We start from the raw sequence: 15,693 nt of genomic DNA, 5'->3' as shown, positions 1-15,693 counted from the left end.
GGGGATGAGGGTGTCCTTCGGGCTGACTAGGAACTTGATGACGGGGATGACTCGGGCCAAGCGGGGCGGGGCGCAGGGCAGCGGCTGACTCGCCCACGTCATCAAGTTTCTAGGCGCACGACCAGGATCCCGCCGGGCCGCCGGACGGGCGACCGCCGGCCCCGGAACCAACGGTCCGCAGCTCCGCCGGTCACACCCGGACAGCCGGGGTGGCAGCCGACGACGCGGCCGGGGTTACGGTGGGGGCGTGGCGCTCTCCCTGGCGATCTCCCCCTGCCCCAACGACACGTTCGTCTTCGACGCGCTGGTCCACGGCCGGGTGCCGGGCGCACCGCCGGTCGAGGTGACCTACGCGGACGTGGACGTCACCAACACGGCCGCCGAGCGGGGAGCGTTCGACCTGGTGAAGGTCAGCTACGCGGCGCTGCCGTGGCTGCTCGACGACTACCACCTGCTGCCCTGCGGAGGCGCGCTGGGCCGGGGCTGCGGGCCGCTGGTGCTGACCCGGGGCGACCGGGCCGACCTGTCCGGCGCGACCGTCGCGGTGCCCGGTGAGCGGACCACGGCGTATCTGCTGTTCCGGCTCTGGGCGGCGGACCAGGCGCCGGCGCGGATCGAGGTCGTGCCGTTCCACGAGATCATGCCGGGCGTGGCCGCCGGCCGGTACGACGCCGGACTGGTGATCCACGAGGCGCGCTTCACCTACCCGCGCCACGGGCTGACCGCCCTGGTCGACCTGGGTGAGTGGTGGGAGGGCGACACCGGCCTGCCGATCCCGCTCGGCGCGATCCTGGCCCGCCGCGGCGCGGTGGACCCGGTCGAGGCCGCCGCCTGGATCCGCGAGTCGGTGCGGCAGGCCTGGGCCGACCCCGAGGCCAGCCGCGAGTACGTCCTCGCGCACGCGCAGGAGATGGAGCCCGACGTGGTGGACCGGCACATCGGCCTCTACGTCAACGAGTTCACCGCCGACCTGGGTGAGGCCGGCTTCGCCGCCGTGGAGGCGCTGCTGGGCCGGGCTGCCGACGCCGGGCTCGTCCCTCAGACCTCCAGCTCGCGCGCCACCGCGTGGACCAGCTGAGCGATCTTCTGCGCGGTCCGGCGATCCGGGAAGCGGCCCCGGCGCAGGTCCGGCTGGACCTTCGCCTCCAGCACCTTGATCATGTCTTCGACCAGGCCGTGCAGCTCCTCGGCCGGTCGCCGGCGCAGCTCCGCCACGGACGGCGGCGCCTCCAGCAGCTTGACCCCCATCGCCTGGGCGCCCCGCCGGCTGTCCACCACACTGAAATCGACCCGCTGACCACCCTTCAGGTCGGCGACACCCGCCGGTAGCGCGCCCTTCGGCAGGAACACGTCGCCACCCTCGTCGCTGGTGACGAACCCGTATCCCTTGGCCGCGTCGTACCACTTCACTCGACCCGTCGGCACCTGTCGAACCCCGCTCCACTCGAACCGTCTACCCCTCCAAGGCTAGCCCGATGATCCGGTCGACCGCCGCCGGGAATTCGGCGAGATCATCCAGCACCACCTCCGCGCCGGCGGCGCTCAGCTCGTCCGGCGTGCAGTGGCCGGTCGCCACCGCCACGCCGGGAATCCCGGCCGCCCGCGCCGCGGCCATGTCGGCCACGTGGTCACCCACGTAGAGCGTCGCCCCGTGCTCGCGCAACGCGGTCGCCTTCTGCTCGGCGAACAGGTCACCGGCCAGCTCGTCGACCGGCAGGCCGAGGTGGTCCAGGTGCAGCTGCGCCAACCGGCCCATCTTGGCCGTCACCACCATCGTCCGACCACCGCGCGCGTGCACCGCCCGCAGGGCCGCCGCCGCGCCCGGCATCGGCACCGTCGGGGTGATCGCGTACGCGGGGTAGAGCTCCCGGTAGAGCGTCACCGCCTCCTCGACCCGCTCCGGTGGGAACCAGTACGCCAGCTCGGTGCGCAGCGGCGGACCCAGCCGGGAGACGGCCAGCTCCTCGTCGACCGGCACGCCGGTGCGCGCGGTCAGCGCCCGGAAGGCCGCGGCGATGCCGGGGCGGGAGTCGACCAGGGTCATGTCGAGGTCGAAGCCGACCATCAGCGGAGACATGCCGAGAACCTACCCAGCGGGCTAGCGTGGTACGACGATGACCACCTCACTCGCCGACCACCTGCGGGCCCTTCCCGACGAGTCCCTGGCCGCGCTGCTCCAGCTGCGGCCGGACCTCGTCGTGCCGGTGCCGGCCGACGTGTCCGCCCTCGCCCTGCGCGCCCAGTCCCGGGTCTCCGTGGCCCGGGCGCTCGACGGGCTGGACCAGTTCACCCTGCAGATCCTCGACGCCGCCCGGCTGACCCGGGGCCCCGAGGGCGCCACCTCCACCGACCAGATCCTGGCCATGGCCACCGCCGGGCCGCACCCGCCCGCCCCGACCGCGGTCCGCGCCGCGGTGGACCGGCTCCGGGCCCGGTTCCTGCTCTACGGCCCCGAGCACGACCTGTGCGTGGTGGGCGGCGTCGACGAGGTGTCCCCGTACCCGGCGGGGCTGGGCCGGCCGGCGGCGGAGCTGGACGCGCGCGCGGCGGCCCTCTGCGCGGACCCGGCGAAGCTCCGGCGGACGCTGCTCGCCGCGCCGCCCTCGGCCCGCGCGGTGCTGGACCGGCTCGCCGCCGGTCCACCGGTCGGCACGGTGGCGCCGGGTGCGCTGGACGCGCCCGCCACCGGCGTCGAGGACGTGCTCCCGCCGGACCTGGTCAACGGCGGCGCGCCCACCGGCTCGCCGATCCGCTGGCTGGTCGAGCACCGGCTGCTGGTGCGGATGTCCGGCGGCAAGGGCGGCACCGTCGAGCTGCCCCGCGAGGTGGGGCTGGTGCTGCGTCGAGACGCCGGCCCGCTCGGCCCGCTGCGCACCAGCCCGCCGCTGGTCTCCGGCCCGCCCCGGGAGGTCAAGGCCGTCGACTCGGCCGGCGCGGGGCAGACCATGGAGGTGGTCCGGCACACCGAGGCACTGCTGGAAGCGCTGGTCGTCGAGCCGGCGCCGGTGCTGCGCTCCGGCGGGGTGGGCGTGCGCGACCTGCGCCGACTCGCCCGCGGCCTCGGCCAGGACGAGCCGACCACCGCCATGCTGTTCGAGGTGGCGTACGCGGCGGGGCTCGTCGGCGAGCTGGAACTGACCGGCGGGGCCAGCACCCGGTACGGCGGTGACCAGCAGATCCTGCCCACCGGCGGGTACGAGGTGTGGCGTGCCGCGTCGCTCGCCCAACGCTGGGAGCAGCTCGCCCGCGCCTGGCTGGCGATGACCCGCCAGGTGGGCCTGGTCGGGCAGCGGGACGACCGGGACCGCCCGATCTCGGTGCTCTCGGCCGAGGCGGAACGGGCCGGGGCGCCGGCCGCCCGGCGCGCGGTGCTCGCCGTGCTCGCCGACCTGCCGCAGGGCACCGCGCCGACCCCCGACGAGGTGCTGGAGCTGCTCGACTGGCGGGCGCCCCGGCGGGCCCGGGGCCGCGAGGCGGCGCACCGCGAGGTGCTGGCCGAGGCCGCCCGGCTCGGCGTGACCGGGCTCGGCGCGCTCACCTCGTACGGGCGGCTGCTGCTGGCCGAGCTGAACGACGCCGACGAGCGGGGCGACGACCCGCTCGGGCTGCGCTGCGACGCGGAGTCGGGTGACCCGTCGACGGCGGTGCGCGCGCTGGACGGGCTGCTGCCCGCCCCGGTCGACCACGTCCTGGTGCAGGCCGACCTGACCGTCGTGGTGCCCGGCCCGCCCGACCCGGCGCTCGCCGCCGAGCTGGACGTGGTGGCCGAGCACGAGTCGGCGGGCGGGGCGAGCGTGCACCGGGTCACCACGGCCAGCGTCCGGCGGGCACTGGACGCCGGCTACACCGCCGACGACCTGCACGCACTGTTCCGCCGCCGGTCCCGTACCCCGGTGCCGCAGGGCCTCACCTACCTGGTGGACGACGTGGCGCGCAAGCACGGCGGGCTGCGCGTCGGCTCGGCCGGTGGCTACGTGCGCAGCGACGACGAGGCGCTGCTCACCGAGGTCCAGTCGGACCGTCGGCTGGAGTCGCTGGCGTTCCGCCGGCTGGCGCCCACGGTGCTGGTCACCCCGTACCAGGTCAACCGGATGCTGCTCGCGCTGCGCGACGCCGGCTACGCGCCGGTGCCCGAGGACGCCAGCGGCGCGACGGTGCTGGCCCGGCCGAAGACCCGGCGGGCGCCGGCCCGGACGCCGGTCTCCGGACGCCCGGTGGACCCGCTGGCCACCCCGAAGCTGCCCATGCCCCGCCTGCTCGGCGTGGTCGAGCAGATCCGCCGGGGTGACGCGGCGGCCCGGGCGGCGCGGCGGGCGCCGGCCGTGGTGCGCGGTGGCACGCCGCCCGGCGGTCCGACGCCGGTGCCCGGGCACGGCGACGCGTTGGCGGTGCTCCAGCAGGCGGTACGGGACCGGGCGCTGGTCTGGGTGGGCTACGTCGACGCGCACGGGGCGACCGCGTCCCGGCTGGTCCGGCCGGTCTCGATCGGCGCCGGCTACCTGCGCGCCGAGGACGACCGCACCGAGATGCTGCACACCTTCGCGCTGCACCGGATCACGGCCGCCGTGCTGGAGGAGTGAGGCGTCACTCCCCGTTGCGGCGCAACGTGCCGATCACCGAGACGGCCAGCAGCAGCGCGAAGGCCGCGCCGGCGGACTCCCCGACCGAGTCGACGAAGCCCTGCCGCTGCACCAGCAGCCCGAACAGGAACCAGCCGAGCACGCCGGCGGCGGCGGCCGCGTAGCCGACCAGCACCGCCGTGGAGACATCGTGCTGCCGCGTCCTCTCGTCCTCGGGAAGCACGTCCTGGTCGACGGTCATGTCAGCCCCTCCCCGCCCCGTGGTGGACCCGGCTTCCAGCGTGACACCGAGCGGATCGCACGGACAGGGGTTAAAACCCTGATCCGGGCGGTCCGGTCACGGGTGCGGGCGGGGCAGGGCTTCAGGTGCCGGGGCGGCGGCCGACCACCACCACGCGGGTGCCGACCGAGCCCAGCTCCCAGAGGCGTACCGCGTCGCGGTGCAGCAGGTTGACGCAGCCGTGCGAGCCGATCGCCCCGTTGTGCAGGTAGGTGGTGGTCTCGTGGAAGCCGATCCCGCCGTTGAACTGCTGCCAGTAGGGCAGCCACACCTCGTACGGGTTGGACCACTCGCGCGGGTTCTTCCGCCCCACCGAGTAGGTGCCGGCCGGCGTGGCGTATCCGGACATGCCGGTGCGGGTGACGGTCGGGCCCATCACCACCGTGCCGCCGCGCATCGCCCACACGGTCTGCCGGGTCAGGTCGACGCAGAAGGTGAGCCGGGAACCGGCGCGGCAGCGCGACACGTCGGTGGTCGCCAGCCGCTTCGCCACGTCGTACGTGGTGGGGCCCGCGCGGCCGGAGGCCGGGCTGATGCCGTACCGGGTCTGGAACTTCTTGATCGCCGCGCAGTCGGCGGCGGACTGCGCGCCGTCCACGGTCAGCGTCCCGAAACCGCCCAGCCGGCTCAGGTAGCTCTCCACGGCCCGCTGGTGCTCCCCCTGCGGGCATCCGGTGGACCGGCTCGGCTTCGGCGTGGGCTTCGGGGAGGTGGTCGCCGACGGCGACCGGGAGGGTTTCGGCGTGGCCGTCCGGCTCGGCTGCGCCGACGGGGACGTCGCCGGCCGTTCGGACGTGGGCGGCGCGCTCGCCCCCGATGCTCCCTCCGTCAGCCCGACCGGCGCGGGGGTGATGACCCCGGCGCCTTCCGGCTGCGGATCGAGCGCGCACGCGCCGACGCCGACCAGCACGACCACCGCCAGGCCGGCGACCCGGGCGAGAAACCGGACACGCTGCATGGGCCCTCCCTGGACAGTTGTCCCGCTTGCTAGACGTGTGGGACGAGTATGACGTTGCCTGTCCAGCAAGACTTTTTTCGGACCGTCCCCGGCGTGTAACACTGGATGGTCCGCCTTCGGCAGGTCAGCTGTGGTGCGGGCAGAGATTCCGGGCGATGCGAGAGGACGCTGGCGTGAGCGGTGGACCACTGATCGTGCAGTCGGACAAGACGCTGCTGCTGGAGATCGACCACCCGGACGCGCAGGCCTGCCGGATGGCCATCGCGCCCTTCGCCGAGCTGGAGCGCTCCCCGGAGCACGTGCACACCTACCGGCTCACCCCGTTGGGCCTGTGGAACGCGCGGGCCGCCGGCCACGACGCCGAGGGCGTGGTCGACTCCCTGATCAAGTACTCCCGCTACCCGGTGCCGCACGGGCTGTTGGTGGACGTGGCCGAGACGATGGACCGGTACGGCCGGCTCCAGCTCGCCAACGATCCGGTGCACGGGCTGGTGCTGCGCGCGCTGGACCGGGTGGTGCTGATCGAGGTGGCGAAGAGCAAGAAGCTCGCCGGCATGCTCGGCGCGAAGCTCGACGACGACACGATCGCGGTGCACCCGTCCGAGCGGGGCCGGCTGAAGCAGGCGCTGCTCAAGCTCGGCTGGCCGGCGGAGGACCTGGCCGGCTACGTGGACGGTGAGGCGCACCCGATCGACCTGGCCGAGTCCGGCAAGGACGGCGGCAGGCCGTGGACGCTGCGGTCGTACCAGCGGGAGGCGGTGGAGGCGTTCTGGGCTGGCGGGTCCGGCGTGGTGGTGCTGCCCTGCGGCGCCGGCAAGACGCTCGTCGGCGCGGCGGCGATGGCCGAGGCGAAGGCGACCACCCTGATCCTGGTGACGAACACGGTGGCGGGACGGCAGTGGAAGCGGGAGCTGATCGCCCGCACGTCGTTGACCGAGGAGGAGATCGGCGAGTACTCGGGCGAGCGCAAGGAGATCCGCCCGGTCACCATCGCCACGTACCAGGTGCTCACCTCGCGGCGCGGCGGCGCGTTCACCCACCTGGACCTGTTCGGGGCCCGCGACTGGGGCCTGGTCGTCTACGACGAGGTGCACCTGCTGCCCGCGCCGATCTTCCGCTTCACGGCGGACCTCCAGGCCCGCCGCCGGCTCGGCCTCACCGCGACGCTGGTACGCGAGGACGGCCGGGAGGGTGACGTGTTCAGCCTGATCGGCCCGAAGCGGTACGACGCGCCGTGGAAGGACATCGAGCAGCAGGGCTGGATCGCCCCGGCGGAGTGCACCGAGGTACGGGTGACGCTGACCGACGCGGAGCGGATGGCGTACGCGACGGCGGAGGCGGAGGAGCGCTACCGGATGGCGGCGACCGCCCGCACGAAGCTCCCGGTGGTCCGGGCGCTGGTGGAGCGGCACCCGGACGAGCAGGTCCTCGTCATCGGTGGGTTCCTCGACCAGTTGCACCAGCTCGGGGAGTACCTGGACGCGCCGATCGTGCAGGGCTCGACCACGAACAAGGAGCGCGAGCGGCTGTTCGACGCGTTCCGCTCCGGTGAGATCCGCACGCTGGTGATCTCGAAGGTGGGCAACTTCTCGATCGACCTGCCGGAGGCGGCGGTGGCGATCCAGGTCTCCGGCACGTTCGGCTCGCGGCAGGAGGAGGCCCAGCGGTTGGGCCGGGTGCTGCGGCCGAAGGCCGACGGCCGGCAGGCGCACTTCTACACCGTGGTTTCCCGGGACACCATCGACACCGAGTACGCCGCGCACCGGCAGCGCTTCCTGGCCGAGCAGGGGTACGCGTACACCATCGTGGACGCCGACGACGTGCTCGGGCCGAAGCTGCCGACGGTCGACTGACCGACGCGGCGGTCGGGCGGGCCGCTGTCGTGCGGCCCGCCCGGCGCCGTGGTCAGCCCTGGCCGCTGGCGCGGAACGCGACCCAGGCGTCGCTCATCCGGTCGGCCTGGCCCGGGGTGAACATGTCCATGCAGGAGTCCTGCGTGTAGTCCATGAAGTTGTGGATCGGGTCGAGCCCCGGCGCGGTGCAGGTGTCCGCGCCGACCGGGCAGTTGAACTGCGGCGCCGCCTCACGCGGCGTGTCGGCGACGAAGTCGCCGGAGGCGGAGCAGCCGTGCGCGAACGTGTGCTCCAGCATCAGCCAGTGCCCCACCTCGTGGGTGAGCGTGTCGCCGAGCGCGTACTTGCCGGCCGTGCCGCCCGGCATCGACTCGTCGAGCATCACCACGCCGTCGATGTAGTCGCGGCCGTTGTTGTAGCCCTTCGGGAAGTAGGCCCAGCCGAGCAGCCCGCCGCCGATGTTCGCGGCGTAGACGTTGAGCGTGCGGGAGTCGCCGGTGTAGAGCGCCTTCTTCATGTCGCGCTCGTTCTTCCCGGGCACCACCGTGTACCAGGCGCTGTTGACGGTCCAGGTGGTGTCGACGAGCGAGAACCGGAACGGCGTGTCGGAGGCATCGGCCGCGGTGCGACCCGCGTACGAGTCGTTGAGCACGGTCATCTGCGCGGCGATGAGCGTGTTCCACCGGGCCTTCTCGGCCGCGCTCAGCTCGTGGTCGGAGATCATGTGGAACACGGTCGGCACGGTGACGCTGCCGTTGGCCAGGCGCGGGGCGTCCTTGATCACGCCGTACGCGTTCGCCTCGTTCTTCGAGTAGAGCTCCGGCTCCTGAGCGGTGGCGCCCTCGCGTACCCGGGCGGCGCTGTGCGCGTCGGCGCCCGGCTCGCAGGCGGCGACCTCGGCGGAGGGGCTCACAGGTGCGGCCGTGGCGGACGCTCCCCCGGAGGTCAGGAACGTGGCGGCGGCAGCGGCGAGCACCGCCAGGTGGATCGTCGGTTTCCTGTGCATCGTTGCACCTTTCGGAAGGCATGAAAGGAGAAGCGACGCGGGGTTGTCAACGCTGCGGGTCGATGACGTCGTCGTCCCGACATAAGACCACGTCACCGGTGTTCACAACAGTCCTCGGCAGGCGGGACGAGGCCGCTGCCGCTCGATCGCGGGATCTCACCGGGACCGACAGCGCAGGTGGCGGGCGCGGCGGCCGGCGTCGGTGAAGCCGAGTCGCCGGTACAGCCCGGCCGCCGGGTTGTCGTCGTTGACGCAGAGCCACGCGGCGTCCGCGCCCGCCCCGGCGAGCCCGCGCAGCACGCGCGCCACCAGATATGCCCCGATCCGCCGGCCGCGCCACCCGGGCACCACGCCCACCTGGTCGATCCAGGTGTCGAGCACGGTGACGAAACCGGCCGCGAGGCCGTCCGGCCCGCGTGCGATCAGCGTCAGCTCCGGCCGGTGGTCCTCGTCGTCCCGCAGGTCGCCCAACCACTCCTCGGCGTCCGGCTCGACGAAGCCGGGCCGGTCGGCGAACGAGGCACGGTAGGTGGCGAACAGCTCCGGCCCGAGCGTGGCCGGCTCCACCGTCACGCCGTCCGGCGCCGGGACGTCGGGCAACGCGTCGAGGTCGTGGCGCAGCACCCACTCCAGGAACGTCCGCGTGTAGCCGCGCGCGTCGAACAGTTCCTCCGCGCCGGCGGTCAGCGTCTCGGTGGTGTGCAGCAGGCCCGCGTCGCCGGCCCGGCGCTCGGCCCAGTCCAGCAGCGCGCTCCCGAGGCCACGTCCGCGCCACCGCGGGTGCACGAGGCCGGTGGCGGTGGCCGGTGCCCGCCCGGTGCCGACCCCGACGGCCGCGACCGGGCCGCCACCGGACCAGGCGCCGAGGGTACGCGTCTGAAGCAGCCGCGCTCGCAGCAACGGGGTACGCGCGAACAGCGGCAACCCGCCGTCGGTGGCGAGGCACGCCTGCACCAGGCCGGTCAGCGCGGGCAGGTCCCCGTCGCCGAACTTCCGCCAGACCAGCCCGTCCGTCCCGTCCACAGTCCGCCCCTGTCACCCACCGCCGTCACGCCCGACCCTCCGGCAGTAGGCCCCACCCCCTCCCCCAGGTCAACCCCATTCCCCCGCCCCATCCCACCCCACCGCCGTCGATCTTGGAGTTGTGGCGCCTGGAATGTCGGCTTCGCAACCTTGGCAGGTACCACAAGTCCAAGATCGGCGAATGCCGAGCGAGCCCGAGGGCGGGCGAGAGCGGGACGGGGCAGGGCGAGGCGGGGGCGGGTGTCAGGGGAGGTCGAGAATGGCCTGGGCGAAGTCCCGGGGGGCCTCCTGGGGGAGGTTGTGGCCGATGCCCCCGGTGACGGTGCGGTGCTCGTACGGGCCGGTGAAGCGGGCCGCGTAGACGGACGGGTCGAGGTGCGGGGCGCCGTTGGCGTCGCCTTCGAGCGTGATGGTGGGGACCGTGATGTCCGGGTTGGCCGCCAGCCGCCGTTCCCACTCGTCGTACCGCGCCTCGCCCTCGGCGAGCCCGAGCCGCCACCGGTAGTTGTGGATCACCACGTCGACGTGGTCGGGGTTGTCCAGCGCGGCCGCGCTCCGCTCGAACGTGGCGTCGTCGACGTGCCACTGCGGCGACGCGGTCCGCCAGATGAGCCGGGCGAAGTCCCGCCGGTTCCGGTCGTACCCGTCGCGTCCCCGGTCGGTGGCGAAGTAGAACTGGTACCACCAGGACAGTTCCGCCGGCGGGGGCAGGGGCACACGGCCCGCCTCCTGGCCGGCGATCAGGTAGCCGCTCACCGAGACCAGCCCGGCGCAGCGTTCCGGTCGGAGCGCGGCGATCACGTCGGCGGTACGGGCGCCCCAGTCGAACCCGGCGAGCGTCGCCCGTCGCACCCCGAGCGCGTCCATCAGGTCCAGGGTGTCCTGCGCCAGGGCCGCCGGTTGGCCGTTGCGCGGCGCGCCGGCGTCCCGGATCCGGGTCGGCCCGAACCCGCGGAGGTAGGGCACGATCACGCGCCGCCCGGCATCGGTCAGCCGGGGCACGACGTCGACGAAGCTGTGGATGTCGTAGGGCCATCCGTGCAGCAGCACGACCACGTCCCCGTCCGTCGGTCCCGCGTCGACGCATCCGACGCTCAGCTCCCCGGCCTCGACCCGCCGAACCTCTCCCCACGCCTCCGTCATCCGGCCCGCTTCCCCACCGCGCCGTCGATCATGCGGTCGGGCACCTGGCAGGGGCCGTCGATCCCCAGCCGAGGGGCGGCACGTGCGGGATCAGCGCGACGGGGAGTGGATGACGATCGTGGCGCGAGCGGCGAGGGGGGCCAGGAGCCACTTGAGGGGGTGCTCGTGCTCGGTGGGGTCGACCAGGAAACGGTCCCCCGGGCGCAGGTGCATCTGCTCGGCGATCTCGGCGGCGAGTCGCCGCCACGCGCCGAAACTGGTGCCGTCCGCCGTCGCCGGGTCGGCCGGGTCGACGGCGGTGTGGTCCGGCGCATCGGCGGGGTGCCGGAGCACCTCGCCCGACCAGTCCAGCCAGCCCGGCGGCACCTCGCCGAGCGGGCCCGGCCCGGTGCCCACCAGGTAGCGGTGCGTGCCCTCGGGCACGTCCTCCAGCCAGTCGTCGAGCCGCTCCGGGGTCACGAACACCGCGTCGTACGGTCGGTCCGCCCCCGGTTCCAGCACCGGCAACCCGGCCAGCGCGCGGGGCCGGAAGGAGACCGTCAGCCCGATCGACCAGGCGCCGATCAGCACCGCCGCGGTGCGCCAGTGCGGCGGCAGCAGCACCGCCACCCGGTCGCCCGGGCGCAGCCGGCAACCGTCCCGCAGCAGCGCCGCGCTGCGGGCCGCCCACTCCCCCAACTGGGGCCCGGTCAGCGCGGTGCGTTCGCCGGTGGCGTCGTCGACATAGCTGAGCAGCGGCTCGTCGGTCGCGACGGCGGCGGGTGCGTGGGTGGCCATCGGGGTGCTCCTCCCTGGCGGTCAGCTCACCCTAGCCGGGTGAACCGCTCGACCAGGAGGGCCAACCGCCGCTCGTGTTCCGCCCGCCGCAGCCGGCCGCCGCGCATCAGCGTGACCTGGCCGTGCAGCCCGCTCCAGAACGTCTCGGTGAAGGTCTCCAGGTCGTCGTCACCGGCGAACGGCCGCAGCGTCTCGGCCAGTTCGGCGAAGGCGCGGGCCAGCTCGACCGGCGTGTCCTGGCTGGCGAAGGAGAGGGCGACGGGGAGGGTGAAGATCGCGTCGTAGAGCGCGGGCCGGCGTTCGGCGAAGGTCGCGTACGCGGTGGCGATGCCGGCCACCGCCTCCCGCGCGTCGGTCGCGGCGGCCCGGGCGGCGGCCAGCTCGGCGGCCAGGTCGCCGCAGCCCTCCACGGCGACCGCCGCCATGATCGCGTCCTTGCCCGTGAAGTGGCTGTAGAGCACGGGCTGGCTGTACTCGATCTCGGCGGCGAGGCGGCGGGTGGTGACCGCGTCCCAGCCCTCCGACTCGGCCAGGTCCCGGGCGGCAGCGATGATCGCCCGTTCGCGTTCCGCCCGCTCCCGCTCCCGGCGGGCCTGAATCGACATGACCCCGACTCTAGCACTGCTAGCCAACCTGTCGATGCTCTGCTAGCGTCGCCATCATTCCTAGCGTCGCTAGATTCGGAGTCGACCATGCTCACCCCCGTCGCCTACGGGCTCGCCATCGTCCTCAGCCTCTTCTGCGTCTTCATCGGCGCCCGGTTCCTCCTGGCACCGCGCGCCTCCGCCGCCGGCTACGGCGTCGCGGTCGCCCCGGACGGCAGCACCGCCTACCTCACCGTCAAGGGCCTGCGCGACCTCAGCTACGGCCTGCTCGGCCTCGCGCTGATCGCGTTCACCAGCGCCGAGGCCGTCGCCTGGTACATGCTGGTCGTCGCGCTCAACCCGTTGGGCGACACCGTCGTGGTGCTGCGGAACGGCGGCACCCGGGCCGTCGCCTTCGGCATCCACTTCGCCACCGCGGTGGTCGTCCTCGTCAACGCCGCCCTGCTGTTCGCGCTCTAGACCGGGCCTGCCGCCAACCGGGTCCGCGACCGTCGACTTTGGTCGCGGGCCCGGTCGGCCGATGGCCGTATCGGCGGGCCGGGTGGCCGCGGCACGGTACGGGCATGACGACCGAGACCCTGCGCCGGCGACTCGTGCCGGCGGTCGCGCTCCTGCTGCTCGCGCCCTGGACCGCCGAGTGCTCCTGGGGCGGATTCACACTGACCGGCATGCCGTTCGTCGTGCTCGTGCTCGCCCCGATGTACGGCGGCGCCGCGCTGCTGATCCGCGAGACGGCCCGGCGGCTCGGGCTCGGCTGGCCGGGGATCGCGCTGCTCGCCGCCGCCTTCGGCGTGGTCCAGGCCGGCCTGGTCGACCAGTCGCTGTTCAACCCCGGATTCCTGGACGACACCGAGTTCGCCGACACCCGGGCCGTCGCGGAGGCCACCTTGGTGCCCGGCCTCGGGTTCAGCGCGAGGCAGGCGGTCGACTACGTGGGCAACCACGTGGCGCTGACCATCTGCGCGCCGATCGCGCTCGTCGAGTCGTACCTCGGTGCGGGCCGCCGGTCGCGGCCCTGGCTGGGCCGACCGGGGCTGGTCGTGGCCGCGCTGCTCTGGCTCGGCGGCAGCCTGCTGGTCTTCGCCGACGACGGCGGCCGCAAGGGCTTCCTGGCCTCGCCGGTCCAGCTGGCGTTCGCCACCGGCGTGGCGCTGGCCCTGGTCGCCGCCGCCCTGCTCCGCCACCGGCACGCCGGGCCCGCACCCGTCGCGCCGACGTCCGCCGGACCGACGCTCGCCGGGCCATCGCCCGTCGGCCGACGGCACACCGAAGCCGGCCCGCCCCGGCCGGTCTGGCCCGCGCTGGTCGTGGTGGTGGCGTACCTGGGATCCACGGTCGCCCCGGGCTGGCCGGGAGTCGCGCTCGCCCTCGCGCTCGCCGCCGTCGCCGCCGTCGTGCTGACGCGCTGGTCCCGGCGGCCCGACTGGGGGCAGCGGCACGTGCTCGCCACCGGCTCGGCCGGCCTGGTCGTCGCGGCCGCGCTCGCGTACACGGCGCCGACCTACGCCCCGGCGAGCCCGGCGGCGGCCCTGATCGGTGACGTCGCGATCAGCGTGATCGTGCTGCTGCTGGTCGGCGGCGCCTGGTGGCGGGTCAGCGCGCGGGCAACTCGGGACCGCCGTCGAGCAGCGGCGCCAGCAGGTCACCCTGCTTCTCCACCCGCCTGAGCACGTCGGTGGCCGTGTACGGCCGGCTCGCCGGCCGTTTCCCGGCCGCGCCGGCCTCCACCTCGTCCCAGGTCAGCGGCGTGGAGGCGGCCGGCACCGGTTGGGCGCGCAGCGAGTACGGCGCGACGGTGGTCTTCGCCGCGTTGTTCTGGCTCCAGTCGATGAAGACCTTGCCGGGCCGCAGATTCTTCGCCATCTTCGACACCACCAGCTTCGGGTGCGCCTTCTCCAGCTCCTGCGCGATCCGCTTGGCGTAGTCGGAGACGATGTCGGCGTCCTGGCTGCCGGCGATCGGGCAGCAGAGCTGCATGCCCTTCTTGCCCGACGTCTTCGGATACGCCTCGACACCGTCGGCCGCCAGCCGGTCGCGCATCAGCAGCGCCACCTGGCAGCACTGCTTCAGTGCCGCCGGGGCGCCCGGGTCCAAGTCGACCACCATCATGTCCGGGTGGGCGCCGATCTTCCACTGCGGCGTGTGCAGCTCCAACGCGGCCAGGTTGGCCAGCCAGACCAGCGTGGGCAGGTCGTCGCAGACCACGTAGTCGATGGTCTCCCGCCCCTTGCTCGACCCGGGGGCGGGCAGGTTCTCGGTGCGTACCCAACCGGGGGTCGCGGCGGGTGCGTTCTTCTCGAAGAACGAGCCGCCGTCCACCCCGTTGGGGAAGCGGATCCGGGTGAGCGCGCGCTCGCGCAGGTGCGGCAGCAGCACCGGGGCGATCCGGGTGTAGTAGTCGATCACCTCGCCCTTGGTGAAGCCGGCCTGCGGGAAGAGCACCTTGTCCAGGTTGGACAGCTCCAGCGAGCGCCCCTCGACCTCGACCTTGAAGCGGTCAGCCGGCATCGTCGACCTCCTCGGGCGGCTTGTCCGGGCGCAGGCGCAGGATCCGCGGGAAGCGCAGCCGGCCGTCCGGGGTGCGCTGGCCGTACTTCACCTCCACCACGACCCGGGGTGATACCCAGATCGCGCCCCGGGCATCCTCGCGCGGCACGCCGGCGGCGAACGGCGACGCGCCGGTGCGCAGCGGCTCCAGCTCACGCAGCAGCTCCCGTTCGATCGCCGCGCCGATCCCGCCGCCGACCCGGCCCCGGTAGATCAGCCGCCCGTCCGGGCCGGGCACCCCGACCAGCAGGCCACCGACCCGGCGCGCGCCCGGTCGCCAGCCGCCGACCACGAAGTCGCCGGTGACCTCCAGCTTGACCTTCACCCAGTCTGGCGAGCGCACCCCGGGTCGGTAGACCGACTCGACCCGCTTGGCCATCACCCCCTCCAGCCCGTGCTCGCCGGCCGCCGCGTAGGTGGCCGGGCCGTCGCCGAAGACCGGCGGCACCGCCCACCGGGCCGCGCCGAGCCCGAGCGACTCCAGCGCCGCCCGCCGCTCCCGCCAGGGCCGGGCGGTCAGGTCCTCGCCGTCGAGCCGCAACAGGTCGAAGATCATGTACGTGACCGGCACGGTCGCCGCGAGCCGCGCCGCCTTGGCCGGGTTGCGCACGTGCATCCGCTCGGCCAGCGCGGTGAACGAGGGCTGCCCCTCGGTGAAGAGCACCACCTCGCCGTCGAGCAGCGCGTCGTCGACCTGCTCGGCCAGGTTGAGCAGTTCCGGGTACGCGGTGGTGATCTCGACGCCGGACCGGGCGTAGAAGTGCCGGTCGCCGTGGGAGATGTCGGCGAGCGCGCGGACCCCGTCCCACTTGAACTCGTACGCCCACGCGGCACCGGCCGGGAGCTGCCCGGTCATCGCGAGCATCGGCTTCAACGGCGCGCCGGGCACCTCCTGACTGTAGTTGCGCGCGGAAGCGCGTG

Annotated in this window: 16 protein-coding genes; 5 read left to right on the top strand and 11 right to left on the bottom strand. The window is 74.1% G+C overall.

Annotation, left to right across the window (positions count from 1 at the left end):
• Nucleotides 1-247: 247 nt before the first annotated feature.
• Nucleotides 248-1,078, top strand: a complete 831-nt coding sequence (locus tag O7600_RS21230; RefSeq protein ID WP_091584294.1) for a 1,4-dihydroxy-6-naphthoate synthase — start codon at nt 248-250, stop codon at nt 1,076-1,078.
• Here O7600_RS21230 and O7600_RS21225 read toward each other — a convergent pair.
• Both O7600_RS21225 and O7600_RS21220 read right to left on the bottom strand, forming a co-directional pair.
• Nucleotides 1,039-1,425, bottom strand: a complete 387-nt coding sequence (locus tag O7600_RS21225; protein WP_091583311.1) for a cold shock domain-containing protein — start codon at nt 1,423-1,425, stop codon at nt 1,039-1,041. The genes O7600_RS21230 and O7600_RS21225 overlap by 40 nt on opposite strands.
• 28 nt (nt 1,426-1,453) lie before the next feature.
• Nucleotides 1,454-2,077, bottom strand: coding sequence for a haloacid dehalogenase-like hydrolase (locus tag O7600_RS21220; RefSeq protein ID WP_281589925.1), 624 nt, complete (start codon nt 2,075-2,077; stop codon nt 1,454-1,456).
• Nucleotides 2,078-2,114: 37 nt separating this feature from the next.
• On the opposite strand from O7600_RS21220, the gene O7600_RS21215 reads away from it, so the two are divergent.
• Nucleotides 2,115-4,580 (top strand): helicase-associated domain-containing protein, encoded by a 2,466-nt coding sequence (locus O7600_RS21215; RefSeq protein WP_281589923.1) that lies wholly within the window; start codon nt 2,115-2,117, stop codon nt 4,578-4,580.
• 4 nt (nt 4,581-4,584) lie between these two features.
• Here O7600_RS21215 and O7600_RS21210 read toward each other — a convergent pair whose 3' ends face one another.
• The gene (locus O7600_RS21210) at nt 4,585-4,821 is read right to left on the bottom strand and encodes a hypothetical protein (protein ID WP_281589921.1); all 237 of its coding nucleotides are present in this window, start codon (nt 4,819-4,821) and stop codon (nt 4,585-4,587) included.
• 121 nt (nt 4,822-4,942) lie between these two features.
• Entirely contained in the window at nt 4,943-5,818 is an 876-nt protein-coding gene (locus O7600_RS21205; protein WP_281589919.1) for a L,D-transpeptidase family protein, read from the bottom strand.
• 173 nt (nt 5,819-5,991) lie between these two features.
• On the opposite strand from O7600_RS21205, the gene O7600_RS21200 reads away from it, so the two are divergent.
• Nucleotides 5,992-7,671 (top strand): DNA repair helicase XPB, encoded by a 1,680-nt coding sequence (locus tag O7600_RS21200; protein WP_281589917.1) that lies wholly within the window; start codon nt 5,992-5,994, stop codon nt 7,669-7,671.
• A 52-nt stretch (nt 7,672-7,723) separates the two neighbouring features.
• Here the strand turns inward: O7600_RS21200 and O7600_RS21195 are convergent, their stop codons facing one another.
• The 5 genes from O7600_RS21195 to O7600_RS21175 all read right to left on the bottom strand — a co-directional run bounded on the left by O7600_RS21195 (nt 7,724) and on the right by O7600_RS21175 (nt 12,225).
• A complete protein-coding gene (locus O7600_RS21195; RefSeq protein WP_281589915.1) occupies nt 7,724-8,677 on the bottom strand; it encodes a zinc metalloprotease in 954 nt (317 codons plus the stop codon).
• Nucleotides 8,678-8,833: 156 nt separating this feature from the next.
• Complete coding sequence (locus O7600_RS21190; RefSeq protein ID WP_281589913.1) at nt 8,834-9,700, bottom strand: GNAT family N-acetyltransferase; 867 nt, start codon at nt 9,698-9,700, stop codon at nt 8,834-8,836.
• A gap of 243 nt (nt 9,701-9,943) precedes the next feature.
• Nucleotides 9,944-10,843: an alpha/beta hydrolase gene (locus O7600_RS21185; protein WP_281589911.1), complete on the bottom strand. Its 900-nt coding sequence runs from the start codon at nt 10,841-10,843 to the stop codon at nt 9,944-9,946.
• 90 nt (nt 10,844-10,933) lie between these two features.
• Nucleotides 10,934-11,620 carry a TIGR03089 family protein gene (locus O7600_RS21180; protein ID WP_281589908.1) on the bottom strand — a complete coding sequence of 229 codons (687 nt, stop codon included), beginning with the start codon at nt 11,618-11,620 and terminating at the stop codon, nt 10,934-10,936.
• 26 nt (nt 11,621-11,646) lie between these two features.
• On the bottom strand, nt 11,647-12,225 hold the full coding sequence (locus tag O7600_RS21175; RefSeq protein ID WP_281589906.1) for a TetR/AcrR family transcriptional regulator: 579 nt from the start codon (nt 12,223-12,225) through the stop codon (nt 11,647-11,649).
• Between the two features lie 87 nt (nt 12,226-12,312).
• On the opposite strand from O7600_RS21175, the gene O7600_RS21170 reads away from it, so the two are divergent.
• Entirely contained in the window at nt 12,313-12,684 is a 372-nt protein-coding gene (locus O7600_RS21170; protein WP_281589904.1) for a DUF4267 domain-containing protein, read from the top strand.
• Between the two features lie 104 nt (nt 12,685-12,788).
• Nucleotides 12,789-13,892: a hypothetical protein gene (locus O7600_RS21165; protein ID WP_281589902.1), complete on the top strand. Its 1,104-nt coding sequence runs from the start codon at nt 12,789-12,791 to the stop codon at nt 13,890-13,892.
• Here the strand turns inward: O7600_RS21165 and ligD (O7600_RS21160) are convergent.
• Both ligD (O7600_RS21160) and ligD (O7600_RS21155) read right to left on the bottom strand, forming a co-directional pair.
• Nucleotides 13,819-14,733: a non-homologous end-joining DNA ligase gene (gene ligD, locus O7600_RS21160; RefSeq protein WP_281589900.1), complete on the bottom strand. Its 915-nt coding sequence runs from the start codon at nt 14,731-14,733 to the stop codon at nt 13,819-13,821. The two genes, O7600_RS21165 and ligD (O7600_RS21160), sit on opposite strands and share 74 nt — an antisense overlap.
• Entirely contained in the window at nt 14,723-15,661 is a 939-nt protein-coding gene (ligD, locus tag O7600_RS21155) for a non-homologous end-joining DNA ligase (RefSeq protein ID WP_281589898.1), read from the bottom strand. The genes ligD (O7600_RS21160) and ligD (O7600_RS21155) overlap by 11 nt, the downstream gene beginning before the upstream one ends.
• Nucleotides 15,662-15,693: the final 32 nt, after the last annotated feature.

The sequence above is a fragment of the Micromonospora sp. WMMA1998 genome (assembly GCF_027497375.1).
Taxonomy (GTDB): domain Bacteria; phylum Actinomycetota; class Actinomycetes; order Mycobacteriales; family Micromonosporaceae; genus Micromonospora; species Micromonospora sediminicola.
The sequence above is the reverse complement of the archived record's forward strand: the minus strand, read 5'-3'. Positions and strand labels throughout refer to the sequence as shown.

What these genes read in the sequence shown, in the direction of transcription:
- O7600_RS21170 (WP_281589904.1), top strand. Translation starts at nt 12,313, where the DNA reads ATGCTCACCCCCGTCGCCTACGGGCTCGCCATCGTCCTCAGCCTCTTC.
- O7600_RS21195 (WP_281589915.1), bottom strand. Translation starts at nt 8,677, where the DNA reads ATGCACAGGAAACCGACGATCCACCTGGCGGTGCTCGCCGCTGCCGCC.
- O7600_RS21205 (WP_281589919.1), bottom strand. Translation starts at nt 5,818, where the DNA reads ATGCAGCGTGTCCGGTTTCTCGCCCGGGTCGCCGGCCTGGCGGTGGTC.
- O7600_RS21215 (WP_281589923.1), top strand. Translation starts at nt 2,115, where the DNA reads ATGACCACCTCACTCGCCGACCACCTGCGGGCCCTTCCCGACGAGTCC.
- O7600_RS21185 (WP_281589911.1), bottom strand. Translation starts at nt 10,843, where the DNA reads ATGACGGAGGCGTGGGGAGAGGTTCGGCGGGTCGAGGCCGGGGAGCTG.
- ligD (WP_281589900.1), bottom strand. Translation starts at nt 14,733, where the DNA reads ATGCCGGCTGACCGCTTCAAGGTCGAGGTCGAGGGGCGCTCGCTGGAG.
- O7600_RS21220 (WP_281589925.1), bottom strand. Translation starts at nt 2,077, where the DNA reads ATGTCTCCGCTGATGGTCGGCTTCGACCTCGACATGACCCTGGTCGAC.
- O7600_RS21180 (WP_281589908.1), bottom strand. Translation starts at nt 11,620, where the DNA reads ATGGCCACCCACGCACCCGCCGCCGTCGCGACCGACGAGCCGCTGCTC.
- O7600_RS21210 (WP_281589921.1), bottom strand. Translation starts at nt 4,821, where the DNA reads ATGACCGTCGACCAGGACGTGCTTCCCGAGGACGAGAGGACGCGGCAG.
- O7600_RS21175 (WP_281589906.1), bottom strand. Translation starts at nt 12,225, where the DNA reads ATGTCGATTCAGGCCCGCCGGGAGCGGGAGCGGGCGGAACGCGAACGG.
- O7600_RS21165 (WP_281589902.1), top strand. Translation starts at nt 12,789, where the DNA reads ATGACGACCGAGACCCTGCGCCGGCGACTCGTGCCGGCGGTCGCGCTC.